At 61.7% G+C, this 18,629-nt stretch carries 15 protein-coding genes and 1 tRNA gene; 10 read left to right on the forward strand and 6 right to left on the reverse strand.

The features are described from left to right. Positions 1-9: 9 nt before the first annotated feature. The gene (gene mfd, locus IE095_RS02065) at positions 10-3,447 is read right to left on the reverse strand and encodes a transcription-repair coupling factor (protein WP_189409873.1); all 3,438 of its coding nucleotides are present in this window, start codon (positions 3,445-3,447) and stop codon (positions 10-12) included. 32 nt (positions 3,448-3,479) lie between these two features. Then, a complete protein-coding gene (locus IE095_RS02070) occupies positions 3,480-4,007 on the reverse strand; it encodes a component of SufBCD complex (RefSeq protein WP_189409875.1) in 528 nt (175 codons plus the stop codon). A 170-nt stretch (positions 4,008-4,177) separates the two neighbouring features. On the opposite strand from IE095_RS02070, the gene hemB reads away from it, so the two are divergent. Both hemB and IE095_RS02080 read left to right on the forward strand, forming a co-directional pair. Then, positions 4,178-5,176 carry a porphobilinogen synthase gene (gene hemB / locus IE095_RS02075; protein ID WP_189410133.1) on the forward strand — a complete coding sequence of 333 codons (999 nt, stop codon included), beginning with the start codon at positions 4,178-4,180 and terminating at the stop codon, positions 5,174-5,176. A gap of 143 nt (positions 5,177-5,319) precedes the next feature. Continuing rightward, complete coding sequence (locus tag IE095_RS02080; protein ID WP_189409877.1) at positions 5,320-5,871, forward strand: lipid-binding SYLF domain-containing protein; 552 nt, start codon at positions 5,320-5,322, stop codon at positions 5,869-5,871. Positions 5,872-5,907: 36 nt separating this feature from the next. Here the strand turns inward: IE095_RS02080 and IE095_RS18675 are convergent, their stop codons facing one another. The 3 genes from IE095_RS18675 to ypfJ form a co-directional block, all read right to left on the reverse strand. Continuing rightward, on the reverse strand, positions 5,908-9,996 hold the full coding sequence (locus tag IE095_RS18675; RefSeq protein WP_189409879.1) for a Hint domain-containing protein: 4,089 nt from the start codon (positions 9,994-9,996) through the stop codon (positions 5,908-5,910). Between the two features lie 346 nt (positions 9,997-10,342). Continuing rightward, positions 10,343-10,426: transfer RNA gene (locus tag IE095_RS02090), tRNA-Leu, on the reverse strand. Positions 10,427-10,472: 46 nt separating this feature from the next. Continuing rightward, positions 10,473-11,321: a KPN_02809 family neutral zinc metallopeptidase gene (gene ypfJ, locus IE095_RS02095; RefSeq protein WP_189409881.1), complete on the reverse strand. Its 849-nt coding sequence runs from the start codon at positions 11,319-11,321 to the stop codon at positions 10,473-10,475. Positions 11,322-11,462: 141 nt separating this feature from the next. On the opposite strand from ypfJ, the gene IE095_RS02100 reads away from it, so the two are divergent. From IE095_RS02100 to rsmA, 8 genes are all read left to right on the forward strand, one after another. Beyond that, entirely contained in the window at positions 11,463-11,921 is a 459-nt protein-coding gene (locus IE095_RS02100) for a disulfide bond formation protein B (RefSeq protein WP_189409883.1), read from the forward strand. A gap of 70 nt (positions 11,922-11,991) precedes the next feature. Beyond that, a complete protein-coding gene (locus IE095_RS02105) occupies positions 11,992-13,542 on the forward strand; it encodes a Ppx/GppA family phosphatase (RefSeq protein ID WP_189409884.1) in 1,551 nt (516 codons plus the stop codon). Then, the gene (locus IE095_RS02110; protein WP_308428861.1) at positions 13,539-14,159 is read left to right on the forward strand and encodes a VOC family protein; all 621 of its coding nucleotides are present in this window, start codon (positions 13,539-13,541) and stop codon (positions 14,157-14,159) included. Before IE095_RS02105 ends, IE095_RS02110 begins: the two co-directional genes overlap by 4 nt. Beyond that, positions 14,156-14,644 carry a GNAT family N-acetyltransferase gene (locus IE095_RS02115; protein WP_189409886.1) on the forward strand — a complete coding sequence of 163 codons (489 nt, stop codon included), beginning with the start codon at positions 14,156-14,158 and terminating at the stop codon, positions 14,642-14,644. The genes IE095_RS02110 and IE095_RS02115 overlap by 4 nt, the downstream gene beginning before the upstream one ends. A gap of 32 nt (positions 14,645-14,676) precedes the next feature. Beyond that, a complete protein-coding gene (locus IE095_RS02120; protein ID WP_189409888.1) occupies positions 14,677-15,372 on the forward strand; it encodes a tellurite resistance TerB family protein in 696 nt (231 codons plus the stop codon). Further along, positions 15,365-16,405: an endonuclease/exonuclease/phosphatase family protein gene (locus tag IE095_RS02125; protein WP_189409889.1), complete on the forward strand. Its 1,041-nt coding sequence runs from the start codon at positions 15,365-15,367 to the stop codon at positions 16,403-16,405. Before IE095_RS02120 ends, IE095_RS02125 begins: the two co-directional genes overlap by 8 nt. A gap of 18 nt (positions 16,406-16,423) precedes the next feature. After that, complete coding sequence (locus IE095_RS02130) at positions 16,424-16,747, forward strand: AAA+ family ATPase (protein ID WP_189409891.1); 324 nt, start codon at positions 16,424-16,426, stop codon at positions 16,745-16,747. 144 nt (positions 16,748-16,891) lie between these two features. Beyond that, positions 16,892-17,734: a 16S rRNA (adenine(1518)-N(6)/adenine(1519)-N(6))-dimethyltransferase RsmA gene (rsmA, locus tag IE095_RS02135; protein ID WP_189409892.1), complete on the forward strand. Its 843-nt coding sequence runs from the start codon at positions 16,892-16,894 to the stop codon at positions 17,732-17,734. Positions 17,735-17,791: 57 nt separating this feature from the next. On the opposite strand, the gene IE095_RS02140 is transcribed toward rsmA, so the two are convergent. After that, positions 17,792-18,604: a DUF4167 domain-containing protein gene (locus IE095_RS02140; protein WP_189409894.1), complete on the reverse strand. Its 813-nt coding sequence runs from the start codon at positions 18,602-18,604 to the stop codon at positions 17,792-17,794. Positions 18,605-18,629 lie beyond the last annotated feature (25 nt).

Below are 18,629 nucleotides of genomic sequence, written 5' to 3' on the forward strand. Positions count from 1 at the left end.
CACGCAGGATCAGGCTTTGGGCCTGACAACTTTTTCTGCCAAGTCGCGGGCAATCTGGAAAGCCCCTTTGATACGGTCGCTTTCCGTCTTCCAATCCCGCGCCATAACGATCTTGTTGCCTGTGACCTTGGCCGCACCCTGTTCGGCGCGGATGAAATCGACAAGGCCCGCCGGGTTGTCGAATTTGTCATTGTGGAATTGGACGGTGGCCCCCTTTGGCCCGGCATCGAGTTTGGAAATTCCAGCGCGTTTGCACATGGCCTTGATGCGGACGACAAGCATCAGGGTGTTCACCTCACGCGGCAGCGGGCCGAAACGGTCGATCAGTTCGGCGGCGAAACCTTCGAGTTCGACCTTGGTCGTCAGGCCCGAGAGGCGGCGGTAAAGGCCAAGGCGGACGTCGAGATCGGGGATATAGCTGTCGGGAATGGTGACGGGAACGCCAAGATTGAGCTGCGGGGCCCAGGCGTCCGAGATGGGGGAAAGACCGTCAATCTCGCCCGTTTTGATCTTGGCAATCGTCTCTTCCAGCATCTGCTGGTAAAGTTCATAGCCCACTTCCTTGATATGCCCCGACTGTTCCTCACCCAGCAAATTCCCAGCACCACGCAGGTCAAGGTCATGGCTGGCGAGGTTGAAACCTGCACCAAGGTTGTCCAGCGAACCCAGCAATCGCAGGCGCTTCGTCGCCTGCGGCGTCAGTTTCATGCGGGGTTTGGTGGTCAGATAGCAATAGGCGCGGGTCTTGGCGCGGCCGACGCGGCCACGGATCTGGTAAAGCTGCGACAGGCCGAACATATCGGCGCGGTGGATGATCATGGTGTTGGCGGTGGGGATGTCGAGACCGCTTTCGACGATGGTTGTGGCGACCAGCACGTCATATTTGCCGTCATAGAATTCGTTCATCCGGTCATCCAGATCGCCCGCCGCCATCTGGCCGTGGGCGATGACATAGCGGACCTCTGGCACGTGGGTTTGCAGGAAATCCTCGATATCCGGCAGGTCGCTGATACGCGGCACGACATAAAAGGACTGCCCGCCGCGGAAGCGTTCGCGCAAAAGCGCCTCGCGGATCGTCACGGTGTCGAATTCGGACACATAGGTGCGGATCGCCAGACGGTCCACCGGGGGGGTGGCGATGATCGAGAGGTCACGGACGCCGGTGAGCGAGAGTTGCAGGGTGCGGGGGATGGGGGTGGCGGTCAGGGTCAGGACGTGGACCTCCGACCGCATTTCTTTCAGGCGCTCTTTGTGGCCGACGCCGAAATGTTGTTCTTCGTCAATGACAAGCAGGCCAAGGTTCTTGAAGCTGACGCCCTTGGCGAGCAGCGCATGGGTGCCGACGCAGATATCGACGGAACCATCGGTGATCCCGGCGCGGGTGAGGTTGGCGTCCTTGGCTGACACAAAGCGAGACAGGGGGCGGACGTTGATGGGAAAGCCGCGGAAGCGTTCGGCAAAGCTGCGGTAGTGTTGGCGGGCCAGAAGCGTGGTGGGGCAGATGACGGCCACCTGCATCCCCGCCAGAGCCGCGATAAAGGCGGCGCGCATGGCGACCTCGGTCTTGCCAAAACCCACGTCGCCCACGACCAGACGGTCCATCGGGCTGCCTTTTTCCAGATCGGCCACGACATCTTCGATGGCGGCCAGTTGGTCATCGGTTTCAGTATAGGGAAAGCGGGCGCAGAAGGCCTCCCACATGGAATGCGGCGCTTCCAGAATGGGGGCATGGCGCAGGGCACGTTCGGCGGCGATGCGCATCAGGCGGTCGGCGATTTCCTTGATGCGTTCTTTCAGCTTGGCCTTTTTCGCCTGCCAAGCGCCGCCGCCCAGACGATCCAGAAGGCCTTCTTCATGGCCATAGCGGGACAGCAGTTCGATGTTTTCCACGGGCAGGTAAAGTTTCGCGCCTTCGGCATATTCCAGCGCGACGCAGTCATGCGGGATTTTCAGGGCGACGATGGTTTCAAGGCCAAGGTAGCGGCCAACGCCATGTTCGACATGGACAACCAGATCGCCGGGGGTAAGGGTATCGACCTCACGCAGGAAGTTTTCCGCCTTGCGCTTGCGGCGGGGTTTGGCGACCAGACGGTCGCCTAAGACATCCTGTTCGGAAATGACGGCCAGACCGGGGGCGGTAAAACCGGCCTCCAGCGGCCAGACGATCAGCGACAGTTTCGCCTTAGGCGTCTGACGCAGGTCGGTGATATTTTCAGCCTCGGTCAGGCCCTGATCGGCAAGCAGGCCGCGCAGGCGTTCACGGGCGCCGTCAGACCATGAGGCGATGACGACCTGATGATCTTTGCGCAGGGCGCGAATGTGATCAACCAAAGCCCCGAAAAGGCTGACGTTTTCCAACTGGCGTTCGGGGGCGAAGTTCCGGCCGATACGGCCCGAGGCGTCCAGCACGCCCGGACCGGGGGCTTGGGCCAGGGGCGAGAGTTGCACGACGCGGTGGTTGTCGACAGCCAGTGTCCAAGCCTTGTCGTCCAGATACAAAAGCTCGGGCGCGCAGGGTTTATAGACGGTGTCGATGCGGCCCTTCGCCGTCATCGCCTCGCGTCGTGAATCATATTGGTCTTCGATGCCCTCCCACCGCGACAGGCGGGCGGGGGTGATCTGGTCGTCCAGCATGACGGAAGCGTCGGGCAGATAGTCAAAGATCGTCTCAAGCCGGTCATGAAAGAACGGCAGCCAATGTTCCATCCCCTGATGCTTGCGCCCCGCACTGACCGCCTCATACAGCGGATCGTCGGTGCCCGCCGCGCCAAATTCGATGCGATAGGTCTGGCGGAAACGGGTGATGGCGGCTTCGTCCAGCACCACTTCGCTGACGGGGGAAAGGTCAACTGTCGAAAGCTTTTCCACCGTCCGCTGGGTTTCCGGATCAAAGCGCCGCGCGCCATCCAGCACATCGCCAAAGAAATCCAGCCGGATCGGCCCTGCCTGCCCCGGTGGGTAAATATCGATGATCCCACCGCGAATAGCGAAATCGCCGGGTTCCGCGACCGTCGTCGCGGGCGAATAGCCCATCCGCGCAAGGTAGCCTTTTAATGCGGCTTCATCGACGCGGGTGCCCACATCGGCCCGAAACGAGGCCGCCCGCAGCACATCGCGGGCGGGCAGGCGCTGGGTGGCGGCGTTCAGCGTGGTCAAAAGGACAAAGGGGCCAGATAGGCCCGAAACCAGCGCCGCCAGCGTCGCCATGCGGCGGGCGGAAATGTCAGGGTTGGGCGAGGATCGGTCATAGGGCAGGCAATCCCAGGCCGGAAACTCCAGCACAGCCACCTGCGGCCCGGCCACTGCCAGCGCCGCGCGCATCGCCTCGGCCCGTTTGTCGTCGCGGGCGATGTGGATGACCGGACGGCCCTTTTCCAACTCGCGCAGCAAAAGCAGCGCGTCAAAGCCTTCGGGAGCCCCGCCCAGAATGATGCGTTCGCCGGTCATGCGTCAGTCTTCCTTTTGCAGAGCGGCAAGCCTTATTTGAAAACCGGGCCGATTGTAAGGCTGACATACATGCCCCAAAGGGCGGTCAGCAGGATGCCCAGAATGCCCAGCCCCTGGATGATCAGCCGCGTCACCAACAATTGCTTATGCAGCGCAGGCCCGGTCATTTCCAGCCGCGAAATCTTGCGCGCCGACCAGACCGTGATAGCGATGATGATCAGCAAAGGGAAATACAGACAGAACATCGCCTGCGCGAATTCCATCTGATAATAAAAGGCACAGGTGACCAGCATCGACAGGATGAAGGTCGCAACCACCACGAAATACGCCCCGCCCTGATCGACATATCGCAGCATCCGGCGGATCTGGATATGGGCCAGAACATCCAGATCGGCCGCCTCTTCGCTGCCTTCTCGCCGGGCGCGCATCACCATATCAAAGGGCACACCCAGCACGAAATGGCTGGCCGAGGACCAAAAGACCGCCAAGGCGATCCAGTACCACAGGTTCGAGAACGACCTGAGGTCGATCACTTCGGTCACAAGTTTCAGAACTTCCACTGTGCGGTTCCTGCTTTGGCCTTGGCCAGCAGGGTGATCCGGCATCCGCCTTTGCGCCCCGCAGCTTTCGCTGATATCCATGCCACCGTTGAAAGTTTACTGCAATGGCGGCGGTTCTTGCGAACCGAAATCCGCCCCGATACGAAGGTCGAACGCCGATGCGCCCCATCCTGACCCCGGTTCAGGCCCCGTTTCCCGCCACCCGCCACCGTCGCACAAAACGCAGCGCCGCCCTGCGGAATTTGGTGCAAGAAAACAGACTGGCGGTGCATGATCTGATCTGGCCAATCTTTCTGCGCGAGGGGACAGCGATCGAAGAACCGATCGCGTCGATGCCGGGGGTAAGCCGACTTTCGATTGACCGGGCTGTGGTGGCAGCGGAACGGGCCGTGGGCTTGGGGATTCCTGCACTTTGCCTGTTCCCCTATACTGAACCCGCCCTGAAAACGCTGGATTGCGCCGAGGCTTGGAACCCTGAAAACCTGACGAACCGGGCGATCCGGGCGATCAAAGCCGCCTTTCCTGAACTGGTGGTTATGACGGATGTGGCGCTGGATCCCTACAATGCCTTGGGTCAGGATGGTTTGGTGCGGGATGGCGTGATCCTGAATGATGAGACCATCGAGGCCTTGGTCAAGATGGCCTTGATTCAATCCGAAGCGGGGGCTGACATTCTGGGACCGTCCGACATGATGGATGGACGGATCGGCGCGATCCGTTCGGCACTGGAAAGCGCCGGCCACAAGGATGTGACAATTATGTCCTATGCAGCGAAATATGCCAGCGGCTTTTATGGGCCGTTCCGCGATGCAGTGGGGGCTTCGGGCCTGTTGAAAGGCGACAAAAAGACCTTTCAAATGAATCCGGCGAACGGAGACGAGGCCTTGCGTCTGGTGGCGCGCGACCTGTCGGAAGGGGCGGATATGGTGATGGTGAAACCGGGGCTGCCCTATCTGGACATCTGCCGCCGGGTGAAGGACGCCTTTGGGGCCCCGACCTTTGCCTATCAGGTGTCCGGCGAATATGCGATGATCAAGGCTGCGGCGCAGAACGGCTGGGTCGATGGGCAGACCGTGATGATGGAAAGCCTGATGGCCTTTAAACGTGCAGGGTGCGACGGCGTGCTGACCTATTTCGCGCCAGAAGCGGCGGCGCTTTTGCGGGGCTAGCCGGTTGCGGGGCGAGCAGGGCGGATTGGGCGGGCGGTAAGCTGCCGAAGGGCGCCAAATCTGGTGACAGATCGGCCATGGCACGCTAGAATTGTTGCATTGCGTGGACAAAGAAGCCGCGCCAAGAGGCATGAGGCAAGCAGATGACCATTTCCAGACGAACCCTGATTCAATCGGGCGGCGCGGCCTTGCTGTTGGGCGGCTGTGCCAATGGCGTGGGTAGCAATGGGGCACCGACCATTGACGCGCGGGTGGATGCGACACGCGATTTTCTGTTCCAGAACTATCCCGATACGCGGAATATGGCGGGTCAGGCGGCGGGGGTTTTGTATATGCCCTTGGTGACCGAGGCGGGCTTTATCTATGGCGGGGCTTACGGTCGCGGGGCTTTGCGCATTCGGGATGTGACGGTGGATTACTATTCTGCGACGAAGGCGAGCTTTGGTTTGCAGATCGGGGCGCAGCAATATGCCCATGCGCTGTTCTTTATGAATGATGGGGCCTTGGCCGAATTCCGGCGGGGCAGTGGCTGGGCCGCCAGCGCCGACATCCGCTATGCGACACCGGAATCGGCGGGCAGCATCGGCAAGGAAACGACGGAACTGGACCAGGTGGTGGCCTTGGTCTTTGGCCAGCAGGGGATGATTGCCGGGGCCTCGCTGGCCGGCGTGAAATATTCGCGGATCATTCCTTAAGCCTTTAGAAAAAGGGCGGCTTTTCAGCCGCCTTTTTCATTCAGCGGCGATCCGCTTGTTTGGGGCCATGAGGACCCGCACCTCATGGGCTTTCAGGGTCATCCGGGCGGCCTCGAAGGCCTGTTCGCGGTCGGCCAGTTCGGGGAACAGTGCCAGGATTTCCGCCCGCGCCATCTGGTCCATCGCCGAGATCATCCGTGCCGCGGGTTGGAAGCTTTCCGACCAGGCCCCGTCGACATGCACGATCTCATGCCCGTCGAACAGGATATGGACATAGGTCACCCCTTCGGCCGGCACCACCTGCGCAATCCCCGGCTGGCCCAGCAGATGCAGCGCCGCCACCAGCACCTCATGCTCGCCAAACAGCAGCTCTGCCCCCGCATCGGCGATCAGCATCCGGTGCTGCGGCGACACCATCGTGTCGCGCAGCGGCACCTGCGCCCCCAGCGATCCGGCCGCCAAGGCGACCGGTGCCAGATCGGGGGCCGTCCGCAGCTGCGCCTGGCTCAGATGCCGCTGGCCCACCCAACGCACCGCCTGCCAGCCATGATCCCGCGTCAGCACCCGATCGCCCGGTTTCACCGCCTCCACCGCCATCGCCCCTTGCAGGGTCACGATCCGCGAACCGGCGGTAAAGCAGGGGATGATGTTCTCAATCTGCGAGAACTGAATCCGCCCGATTTCCTGCCGCAGCGGGTTGCCTTCGGGCAGGTCGTAGAAGATGACCGTCCCCGCCTCGGGGTCACCGGGAACAAAGATGACATCGGTGTAAGACTTGCCATAGGCCGTCAGGTCCAGAACGTCGATGTCGCCATTGCCGGGATCTTCGCCGCCGACGATGACGTCATTGTCCGCCCCCGGCCCGAAACTGCCCGCCGCGACCGAGAACGTGTCGTTGCCCAAGCCGCCGTAAAGGCTGTCCTGCCCGGCATCGGTGGTGAAACTGTCGTTCCCGGCATCGCCCTCGATGCTGTCATTGCCTTCGCCGCCGAACAGGCTGTCGTCCCCCGCCCCGCCCGAAAGCGTGTCCTGGCCGTTGCCCCCGAACAACGTGTCCTGACCATTGCCGCCCGAAAGGCTATCCTGATCATTCCCCCCAAACAGCGAGTCATTCCCCTCGCCGCCGAAGAGCCGGTCATTGCCCACATCGCCGTTCAGCGTGTCGTCGCCATCGCCACCATAAAGGCTGTCGGTCCCGTTGCCGCCAAAGAGAATGTCTGAACCCGCGTCGCCCGTCAGGGTGTCACCGCCATCACCGCCTGACAGACTGTCACCGTCGTTGCCACCAGAAAGCTGATCGTTGCCCTGACCGCCAATCAGTGTGTCGGCACCCTGATCTCCAAACAGGGTATCATCGCCGTTGTCGCCGGAAAGACTGTCGTCGCCAGCGTTGCCTGACAGTCTGTCATTGTCGTCGCCGCCAAAGAGCTGGTCATTGCCATTGCCGCCGAACAATCGGTCGGCGCCGTTCTCGCCAAACAACGTGTCATCGCCATTGTCGCCCAGCAAGCTGTCGGCCCCATTGCCGCCAAACAAGCTGTCGCCATCATTGCCGCCGTAGATCGTGTCCAGCCCGTTGCCGCCATAAAGGCTGTCTATACCGTCATCACCCTCGAGGCTGTCATTGCCCTCTTCGCCCAGAACAATGTCGTTTCCGCTGCTGCCGAACAGGCTGTCCTGCCCAATGCCACCAGCCAAAGTGTCATTGCCAGAGCCGCCGTCCAGCGTGTCGTCGCCGTCATCGCCAAAAAGACTATCCTGATCATTGCCGCCGTAAAGCAGATCGTTGCCGGTGCCACCAAACAGTGTGTCGTTGCCCTCGGCACCGTGCAGCCAATCGTCGCCATTGTCGCCGAAAAGACTGTCGGATCCGGTCCAACCGTCAAGCTCGTCGCCAGCATCGCCGCCATAAAGCGTATCCTGATCTTCGCCTCCGTAAAGAGAGTCGATGCCATTGCCGCCAAAAAGGCTGTCGTTCCCCTCGCCGGCCGCCAGCACGTCATTGCCAAGCTCACCCGTCAGGGTATCGTGACCCTCGCCGCCATAAAGGCTGTCGTCGTCAATCCCGCCGGAAAGCTGATCGTTGCCTTCGCCGCCATACAGACTGTCGTTCCCGGCGTCGCCGCCAATCGTGTCGTCGCCATTGTCGCCGAAAAGACTGTCAACCCCATCACCGCCGGTCAGCAGGTCATTGTCGTTGCCGCCGTCCATCCGGTCACGGCCATCGCCGCCATACAGGCTGTCATTCCCGGCTTCGCCCGCCGCCGAGTCGTCGCCGTTGCCCCCCACGATACTGTCATTGCCATCGGCGCCGAGCATCATGTCATTGTCATTGCCGCCCGAAAGCGTATCGGCCCCTTCGCCCCCATAGAGGTTGTCGTTGCCATTGTCGCCCGACAGGCTGTCGGCGTCATTGCCACCGTAGAGGCGGTCATTGTCAGCATCGCCCGAAAGCGTGTCGGCACCATCACCGCCATAGAGGCTGTCGTCGCCGTTGGCCCCCGTCAGGCTGTCGGCATCATTACCACCATAGAGCAGATCATTGCCGTCGCCGCCGTCCAGCGTGTCCAGCCCGTTGCTGCCGATCAGGCTGTCGCGGTCATTGCCGCCGAACAACAGGTCGTTGCCTTCGCCGCCATCCAGCGTGTCGTTGCCGTTGGCCCCTGTCAGGCTGTCGCCATCGCCGCCGCCGAACAGCCGGTCATTGCCCTCGCCGCCGTCAAGGGTGTCATTGCCCGCATCGCCCAAAAGCGAGTCATTGCCATTGCCGCCCGAAAGACTGTCGGCGTGATCGCCGCCCGACAGGGTATCGTCGCCTTCGCCCCCTGACAGCGTATCAAGGTCATTGCCGCCAGAGAGGGAGTCGTTGCCCGCCTCACCCAAGAGTGAATCGTTGCCCGCATCGCCGGACAAGGTGTCGTTGCCGATACCACCGGCAAGGGTGTCGCGGCCATCGCCACCGAAAAGGTTGTCGGCCCCGTCCGCCTGAACCATCACGACATTGTCGAGAAGCAGGCCCAAGGAGTTGTTCTGACTGGACAGTTCCCGAAATTCGATGCGGTCAAATCCGCCTGTCCCTGTGACGGTAAAGCTGTAGGTGGTAAAAGTATTGGCAGGGGTGATCGTGGCGATCACGACGCCATTCACCACCACCTCAAAGCTGTCGGCCCCGTTGGGCTGGTCGACCACGCGCTGGCGGGCGTCGATGGTCAGCGTATAGGTTTGCCCGGCCTCGGTCTTGATGTTCTGCCAGATCGCATCGACATCCGTCGCAAAGCGATCGAGTTCAATATAGCTGTTGCCGTCGGTGGCATTGATCCCTTTGAAGCCCGAGCCCCAGCCCTCGACAAAGCCCGAGGTGGTGTTCCAGCCACTGACGATTGTGTTGTCGTTTTGCCCGCCAGCCCCCGGCCCGCCGATTTCGAAACTGCCGTTATGGAACATGTTGGACGGCAGCGCGCTGTCGCCCCGCAGGCTGTCGTCGTCATTGCCGCCATAAAGGGTGTCGTTGCCCCCGCCGCCCTCGATCGTGTCATTGCCGTCGTTGCCGGAAAGACTGTCCTGTCCCGCGCCGCCAAACAGCGAATCTGTTCCAGTGCCGCCGTCCAGCGTGTCGTCGCCCGGATCACCCGAAAGGGTATCGGCACCATCGCCACCGAAAAGGGAGTCGTTGCCCGCCTCGCCGGTCAGGCTGTCGGCGTCGTCCCCGCCGTAAATCTGGTCGGCATCATTGCCGCCAAGCAATGTGTCGTTGCCTGCATCCCCGGCAATGGAATCCGCACCATCATCGCCCGAGCCCGAATCGTTGCCATCGCCCCCGGACAATGTGTCATTGCCAAGCCCCCCCGATAGGAGGTCTTGACCATTGCCGCCGGAAAGGCTGTCGGCATCATTTCCGCCATAAAGGCTGTCGGTATCGTTGCCCCCCAACAGGGTGTCATTGCCAATACCGCCAAAGAGAAGATCGTTGCCGGTGCCGCCGAAAATCGAATCGTCGCCGCCATTGCCTGAAAGTGTGTCATTGCCGCCGCCGCTGCCGGTGGCAGTGCCACCATAAATGACGTCATTCGCAGCGCCACCCGTCAGAGAGTCGTTGCCTGTATTGCTGCCAGTCAGCGTCGCCATATCACACCAGCCCATTCCAAAGGGCAAAAGCGCCCATCAGGAGCGTTGGCCTGATGACCGAAGATACCGTCCATTTCGAAATGCTTAACGACAATGACATCAAAACTCCCGCGATCGGAACAACGTGAAACTATCGCGCCACGTTAAAGTGATTTAGCGCTTTCGCGTGTTATCGAATGAGAGCGGAAAAATCAAAGAGGATGACCAGAAATTTAGCTGCGTTGCAGCTATACTGTCGCCCATCGGGCAAGATGGTCACATCCGCCCATTTGTGAAATTGAATTGAATGCGAATGGGATCAATCCCTGCATAATATTGTAAATATGCGGGGATGATCCGGAAAATTTGGTACCCGAGACTGGACTCGAACCAGCACACCTTGCGGCGGGGGATTTTGAATCCCCTGCGTCTACCATTCCGCCACTCGGGCAACGCCCCTGCCCTCTAGCTTGGGGCAAAGCGAAGGTCAACAGCGATTACAGGCGGTTGGCGTTGAAAGTGTCGCATTGGTCCAGATCACCCGATTTGTAGCCGCGGATGAACCAATTGGCGCGTTGGGCCGAGGTGCCGTGGGTGAAGGTATGCGGCATGGGAACCTGACCTGCATTCTTTTGCAGAGTGTCGTCGCCGATCTGATGGGCGGCATTCACCGCCTCTTCGACATCGCCCGCCTCAACGGTGCCAAGTTTGGCTTGGGCCATGCGGGCCCAGATGCCGGACAGGCAATCGGCCTGCAATTCGATGCGGACAGAGATGTCGTTCGACTGGCGTTCGCTGACGCGGGCGCGCATGTCGTTGGCTTGGCCAAGGATGCCGAGTTCGTTCTGGACATGGTGGGCCACCTCATGCGCCACAACATAGGCGGCGGCGAAATCACCCTTTGCGCCCAAGCGGTTGTGCATGGTGGTGAAGAAGGCGGTGTCGAGGTAAATCTTCTTGTCGCCGGGGCAATAGAACGGGCCCGTGGCCCCGCTGGCCCCGCCGCAAGGGGATTGGGTGACGCCTTTGTAGAGGACAAGGGTGGGTTCACGATATTGACGACCCAGCTGGTCAGCAAAGACGCTGCCCCAGATTTCTTCGGTATCGGCAAGGGTAACCGAAACGAATTCCCCCTCGGCCTGATCCGCCTGGGTCAATTCAGTGGGCGCACCGCCGCCGCCAAGCGCGTTGGGGTCGTTCAAAAGGGGCGTCACATCCACGCCCAGAAACCAGCCGATCAGCAGAACGGCGATCACGCCCACGCCGCCAATGCCCCCGGCGGCCCCGCCGGAAACCCTGCGACGATCCTCGATATTGCTGCTGCCCCGCCGTCCACGCCATTGCATCGCTTGATCCCCCGCTTTGCGTCAGATTAGCAAAGGAACCCGCAGCCGTAACCCCGGTTCCGCGCAACGAGATGTGATTTCAAGCCGCTTGCGTTGGGGGGCGGGACATGGTCCTGATCAGCGAAAATCGATGGGGACAGAATGACGCGCAACAACCTTGTTTTGCTGGCCGCTGCCGGTTCGGCGCTGCTGCTGGGTGGGGCCTTTGCCTTTCAGTACATCGGCGGCCTTGCGCCCTGCAAACTGTGCCTTTGGCAGCGCTGGCCGCATGGGGCGGCGATTGTGCTGGGGGCTTTGGCCTTTGCGCTGCCGGGGCGGATCGTGCCCTTGCTGGGGGCTTTGGCGGCGCTGGCGACGGCGGGGGTCGGGCTTTACCATACGGGGGTGGAGCGCAAATGGTGGGAAGGCCCGGACACCTGCACCTCGGGCGGGGTGGAGGGTGTTTCGTCGGGCGATCTGCTGAACCAGATCATGGCGGCGCCGCTGGTGCGCTGTGATGAGGTGGCTTGGTCGATGATGGGGCTTTCGATGGCGTCCTGGAATGGCATTGCATCGGTGATTCTGGCGCTGATCTGGGTGCAGGCGGCGCGGAAGGCCTGATCCTTCTGTTTGCAAAAACCGCGCTGTGCAGGCAGTTTAGCGGCGATGCCAGACAGAGAAGGAATCGATTATGGCCCATTCCAGCGACCAGACCGATGCTTTTGGCGATGATGTGGGGCTGTTTGGCAAACCCCTGTTCGAAGACCCATCCGCGCGGGCCCTGTCGCGGGTGGGGGTGGTGGATGTCGGCTCCAACTCGGTCCGGATGGTGGTTTTTGACGGGGCGGCGCGCAGCCCGGCCTATTTCTACAACGAAAAGATTATGGCGGGTCTGGGCCAGAATCTGGCGGAAACCGGCTTTCTGAACCCGCGGGGCAAGGAGCGGGCGCTTTCGGCGCTGAAGCGTTTCGCTTTGCTGGCCGAGGGGATGGATATTCAGCCAATGACGGTGGTGGCGACGGCGGCGGTTCGGGAGGCATCGGATGGGCCGGCCTTTGCCGAACAGGTGCTGGCGGAAACCGGCCTCAGGCTGAATGTGATCGACGGGGACGAGGAGGCGCGGCTTTCGGCGCAGGGCGTGCTCTTGGGCTGGCCGGATGCCAAGGGGATTGTCTGCGACATCGGCGGCAACTCGATGGAACTGGCGCGGATCGGGGATGGCAAGGTGACGCGGCGGGTTTCGACGCCGCTGGGGCCTTTCCGGCTGCAACAGGTGGAAGGCGGCATCAAGAAACGGCAGGAACATATTGCAAAGGTTTTGAAATCTGCCCAAGCGGAAATGAAATCGGAAGGTGAGCGCATCTATCTGGTGGGCGGTTCCTGGCGGGTCATCGCGCGGCTGGATATGGAACGGCGGAACTATCCGCTGACGGTGCTGCATGAATACCGGATGACGCCGGAATCGGTGTTGGATACGGTGGAATGGGCGTTGGCCAGCGATCTGGGGGTTCTGCGGGCGCGGACGGGCACTTCGGCGGAACGGATGGATCTGGTGCCGCTTGCCTGCGAGGTTCTGCGGGAATTGGTGCGGGTCTTGAAGCCCAGCGAGATTGATGTATCGGCTTATGGCATCCGCGAGGGGATGCTTTACGAGCAGATGCCGGAACGGTTGCGGGCGCGGGATCCGCTGATTGAGGCTTGCCGCGCGACCGAGGCGGTGCAGGCGCGGATACCGGGGTTCGGGAAAAAGCTTTATGCCTTCATCGAGCCTTTGTTCGAGGGGGCCAGCAAGGAAAAGGTGCGTCTGATCAAGGCGGCCTGCCTGCTGCATGACACCACTTGGCGGGCGCATCCCGATTACCGGGCGGAGGCCTGTTTCGACAATGCAACGCGGGCAAACCTAGGGGGCTTGGACCATCCGGGGCGGGTGTTTCTGGGGCTGGCCCTGCTGCATCGCTATAAGAACAGTCGGGCGGGGAGCCGGATGGAAAACCTGTTCCGTCTGCTGAATGATGAGGAAATTCGCGAAGCGGAAGTCTTGGGCAAAGCGATGCGTTTCGGGGCGATGTTTTCGATTGCCCATCCGGAAACGGCGGGCAAATTGCAATGGAACGCGAAAAAGCGTGAACTGAAGCTGGTGCTGACAGAAACAGGGGTCGGGCTGTTCGGCGAGGTGGCTGAGGCGCGGTTCAACGCGCTGTCGCTGGCCCTGCGCGCCAAGACGACGGTGAGCCTGGATTGACCTTACTGCGGCTGGATCATCTGGCCGTTTCGGCCCAAACACTGCAAGAAGGCACCGCCTGGGTGGAAGAATGCCTTGGGGTGGCGCTGGCGGCGGGCGGCAAACATGCCGCCATGTCGACGCACAACAGATTGTTATCTTTGGGTGATTTATATCTGGAAGTGATTGCGATTGATCCAGAGGCCTCGGATCCCGGACGGGCGCGCTGGTTTGATCTGGACCGGTTCGAGGGGAAGCCGCGGCTGACCAATTGGGTGGTGGCTTGCGCCGATATGGCCGACGCCTTGCGCCTTTGCCCTGACGGCAGCGGTCAGCCGATGGATCTGGCGCGGGGCGATCTGCGCTGGCAGATGGCCGTGCCCATCGATGGTATCTTGCCATTTGATGGGCTTTTCCCGGCGCTGATCGCTTGGCAGGGCGCGGCCCATCCAAGCCAGCGCCTGCCGGATCAGGGCATCCGCCTGCGGCAGATGGAGTTGGTTCATCCACAGGCCGAGGCGCTGAAGATCGGCCTGAAGCCGCTGATCCATGACACGCGGATCAAGATCGTGACTGGCCCCGCACCGGCAATACATGCCACATTTGCCACGCCCCATGGCGAAAGGACGATGGCATGATCCGACCGGCCCGGCCCGATGATATTCCCGCGCTGCTGGCGATCTGGAATCCATTGATCCGTGACACGATGGTCACTTTCGCCTCGCTCCTGAAAACCCCCGACGATTTGCAGCAGATGTTGGAGACAAAACGCCGCGAGGGCCACGCCTTTCTGGTGGCCGAAATCGGGGGGCAAGTGGGTGGCTTTGCCACCTATGGTCCCTTCCGCAATGGCAATGGCTATCGTTTCAGCATGGAACATACCATTATTCTGGGGACCGAGGCGCGCGGGCGGGGCTTGGGTCGTGGCCTGATCGAGGGGCTTTGCCAGCATGGCCGCGCGGCGGGGGTTCACAGTCTTTTGGCAGGGGTCAGTTCGGGCAACCCGGATGGCGTGGCTTTTCACAGCGCCTTGGGTTTCAATCTGGTCGCCCGCATCCCCGAAGTCGGTCACAAGTTCGACAAATGGTGGGATTTGATCCTGATGCAGAAAATCCTGACCTGACAGCCCTGCCCCAGCCCGCTATGTTCCCGCCCATGTCACTTTGGACCCGCATCACGGACGCCCTGTCGGCGCTGACCGCCGGTGAACCGCTTTCGGTGGTTTTTGACCGGCTGTTCGCGCATCCGACCCCGCCTGAACGTTCTGTGGCCTTTACCATTGCGGTGATCGCTTTGGGGGCCAAGATCGCCAAGGCCGATGGTCTGGTGACGCGGAACGAGGTGATGGCCTTTCGTGAAGTGTTCAGCATTCCGGCGGGTGAAGAACAAAACGCGGCGCGGGTCTTTGATCTGGCGCGGCAGGATGTGGCCGGGTTTGACGCCTATGCCCGCAAGATTAGGCGGATGTTCGATGGCGACAGCCATATCCTGACCGACCTGCTAGAAGGGTTGTTCTACATCTCGATGGCCGATGGGCAGCATCATCCGCACGAAGAGCATTTTTTGGCCGAGGTGGCACAGATCTTGCAGATCGACGGGCGCACGCTGCGGGCGATACAGGCACGGCATGTGCCGGATGTGGAGGCGGACCCGTTCACCGTTTTGGGCATCCCCGAGGATTCCAGCCGGGCCGACGCGCGGGCGGCCTGGAAAGCGATGGTGCGGGACAATCACCCCGACGTGCTGATGGCGCGGGGCGTGCCCCCCGAAGGGCTAAAGCTGGCGGCGAAGCGGTTGATCGCGATCAACGCGGCTTGGGCCACGATTGCGGCGGCGACCAGCGATGCCTGAGCGGTATCGCATTGCGACCTACAATTGCGAATGGATGAATGCGCTGTTCGATGACCGGGGCAATCTGCTGGCCGACAATGTGCTGTCGTCGCGCTATGAAACCAGCCGAGCGGACCAGTTGGCGGCGCTGGGCATTGTGTTCACCGCGATGGATGCTGATGCGGTGATGGTGATCGAGGCGCCGGACACCAGCCGCCACCGGTCTTCGGTTAAGGCGCTGGAACGGTTCGCCGCGGTGATGGGCTTGCGGGCGCGCAAGGCGGTGACGGGTTTTCCCAGCGAAACCGAACAAGAGATCACATTGCTTTATGATCCCGACCGGTTGACAGCGCGACATGACCCGCAGGGGCAATGGCCCCTGCCACAGGGTAGCACTGCCCTGCCCCGGTTCGACGGCATCCACCGGGCGGTGCATGTGGCGGGACAGCCGGTGGAACCGGCGCGCTTTTCCAAGCCGCCGTTGGAACTGTTGCTGACGACCGCAAAGGGTCGGGAACTGCGGCTGATCGGGGTTCATGCCAAATCGAAAGCGCCGCATGGGGCCAACGGAAAAGCGGATCTGAAACGGATTGCCCTGCTGAACCGGCGCAAGCAGATTGCCGAATGCCAATGGCTGCGCGCGCGCGTGGATATGCATTTGCTGGCGGGCGACAGTCTGATCGTGCTGGGTGATCTGAACGATGGTCCGGGCCTAGATGAATATGAACAAATGTTTGGCAAATCAGGCGTAGAGATTGTGATGGGCTATGGTGGTGTTGCGCCACAGCTTTTTGACCCACATGCCGAACTGGCCCTGGCCAGCAAGGTCGGGATCACGCCCACCAGTGCGCGTTTCTACATCGCGCCGCAGAAGCAGTATTTCGAGGCGCTGCTGGATTTCATCATGGTCTCGCCCGATTTGGTGAAACGCGATGCCGATTGGCGGATCTGGCATCCGTTCAACGACCCGAAGATCTGGAAAGTGCCGGAACTGCGCGAGGCTTTGCTGACGGCCTCGGATCATTTTCCGGTCACTCTCGACCTAAGCCTGTAGCGGGCCTATATTGGCCCTATGAAACACGCGCTAGCCCTTTCCTTGATGCTGTTTGTGACGCCTGTTTGGGCGCAGGACAGTGAGATTGACCAAGGCACCGACCTGTTGGAGGAAGGGGCCAAGCTGCTGTTGCGCGGGCTTTTGTCGGAAATCGAGCCGGAACTGGACGATATGGCCAAGGCGCTGGATGAGGCGGCCCCGAAAATTCAGGAGCTGATGGGGATGATCGGGGATATCCGCAACTATCGTGCGCCCGAGGTTCTGCCGAATGGGGACATCCTGATCCGCAAGAAAACGCCCGCCGAGATTGCCGCCGAGGGTGAAGGCGAGATCGAACTTTAGGCTTCTTTTCTTTGAAAATCTCCCTGCCGGAAGCAAGGCCGAGCGCCCGCGGCAGAGCCGCGACGCGCGATGAAGGCTTGCGCCGCAGGCGCGCTATTTGGCAAGAGGCATCAGGGGCGCTGTGCCCGCAAAGAAAGAACCGCCTTGGCCACGATTGACAACCTTCCCCCGCTGCGTGCGGTGATCGCCGAACATGGGCTTTCGGCGAAAAAGCAATTGGGGCAGAACTTTCTGCTGGATCTGAACCTGACGGCGCGCATCGCGCGTTCGGCGGGCGATCTGACAGGCTGTGACGTGCTAGAGGTCGGGCCCGGCCCCGGTGGGCTGACCCGTGGCCTTTTGGCCGAAGGGGCGCGGCGGGTGGTGGCGGTGGAAAAGGATGACCGCTGCCTGCCCGCGCTGGCCGAAATCGCGGCGGCCTATCCCGGCCGGTTAGAGGTTTTGTCCGGCGATGCCTTGGCCCTGCCTTTGGCGGATCATCTGATCGGGCCGGTCAAGATCGTGGCCAACCTGCCCTATAATGTGGGCACGGAACTGTTGATCCGCTGGCTGACGCCACCCAGCTGGCCGCCGTTTTGGCAAAGCCTGACGCTGATGTTCCAGCGCGAGGTGGCGGAACGGATCGTGGCGCAGCCGCGGACGGATCACTACGGCAGGCTGGCGCTGTTGGCGCAGTGGCGGGCGGATGCGAAAATCGTGCTATCCTTGCCGCCCGAGGCTTTTGTGCCCGCGCCCAAGGTGCATTCGGCGGTGGTGCATCTGAAGGCCCTAGCGGAACCGCGCTATCCGGCGGATGCGGCGATCCTGTCACGGATCACGGCGCAGGCGTTCAACCAGCGGCGCAAGATGCTGCGGTCGTCGCTGAAGGGGCAGTTCCCCGATCTGGAAGACCGGCTGCTGGCGTCGGGCATTCAGCCGACGCAGCGGGCAGAGGAAGTGAGCTTGGAACAATTTTGCGCCTTGGCCCGCGCGGTGGCGCAAGGCTGACGGTTTTCAGACTAACCTGAACATTTGAAAAAGCCCCGGACGATGCCGGGGCTTTTCTTATTCTGCGGCCTCAAGCGGGCCATCGCCGCCGTCGGCTTTCGGTTCCGCCGGTTTGCGCGGCTTTGGCGCGCGGCGGGGACGGTCGGCTTTGGGCGCATCGGCCACCACAGGGGCGGCGGTCTCACCGCCTTCAAGCGGCAAAGTCGGTGCTTCCTCGACCCGTTCAGGCCGTGGCGGGCGGGGTTCGCGCGGCGGGCGGCGGTCGCCGCCTTCGCCCCGGTTGTTATCATTCCGCTGACCCTCATTGCGATGGCCATCGTTCCGATTCCGCTCATTCCGGTTGCCACGGTCTTGCGAACGATCATTCCGATCGCCCCGATCCTGGCGTTCGGCCTGCACGGGCCGGGCTTCGGGAGTTTCAACCAGACCGGCCTCATCCTCGGCCATGCGGAAAGCGGCGGGTTCCGCCTCGAACGCGGCCATCGGCGGCTGTTCTTCGCTGTCATTGTCGCGGTTATAAGGCCGGTAGTCGCCACGATCTTCGCGCCGTTCGAAACGGTCACCATTCTGGCGTTGCTGCTGCTGGCCCTGCTGGGCGGCGCGGGCCTCCTGCTCGGCCGCCAGTTCGCGCTGCGCTTCGCTGAGCATCCGCGTGTAATGTTCCGCGTGTTGCTGGAAATTTTCAGCCGCCACCCGGTCGTTCGACAATTGGGCGTCGCGGGCCAAAAGCTGGTACTTTTCGATAATCTGCTGCGGCGTGCCGCGCACCTTGCCCTCGGGGCCGGAGCTGTCGAACACACGGTTGATGATGTTGCCGATATTGCGCGGGCGGTTCGGTTTGGAACGCGAGCGTGACTTGGAAGAGCGCATATGTCCTAAATCCAGAAGACTGGCG

Origin of the sequence: Neogemmobacter tilapiae (genome assembly GCF_014652215.1) — a bacterium.
In the GTDB taxonomy this organism is placed as follows: domain Bacteria; phylum Pseudomonadota; class Alphaproteobacteria; order Rhodobacterales; family Rhodobacteraceae; genus Neogemmobacter; species Neogemmobacter tilapiae.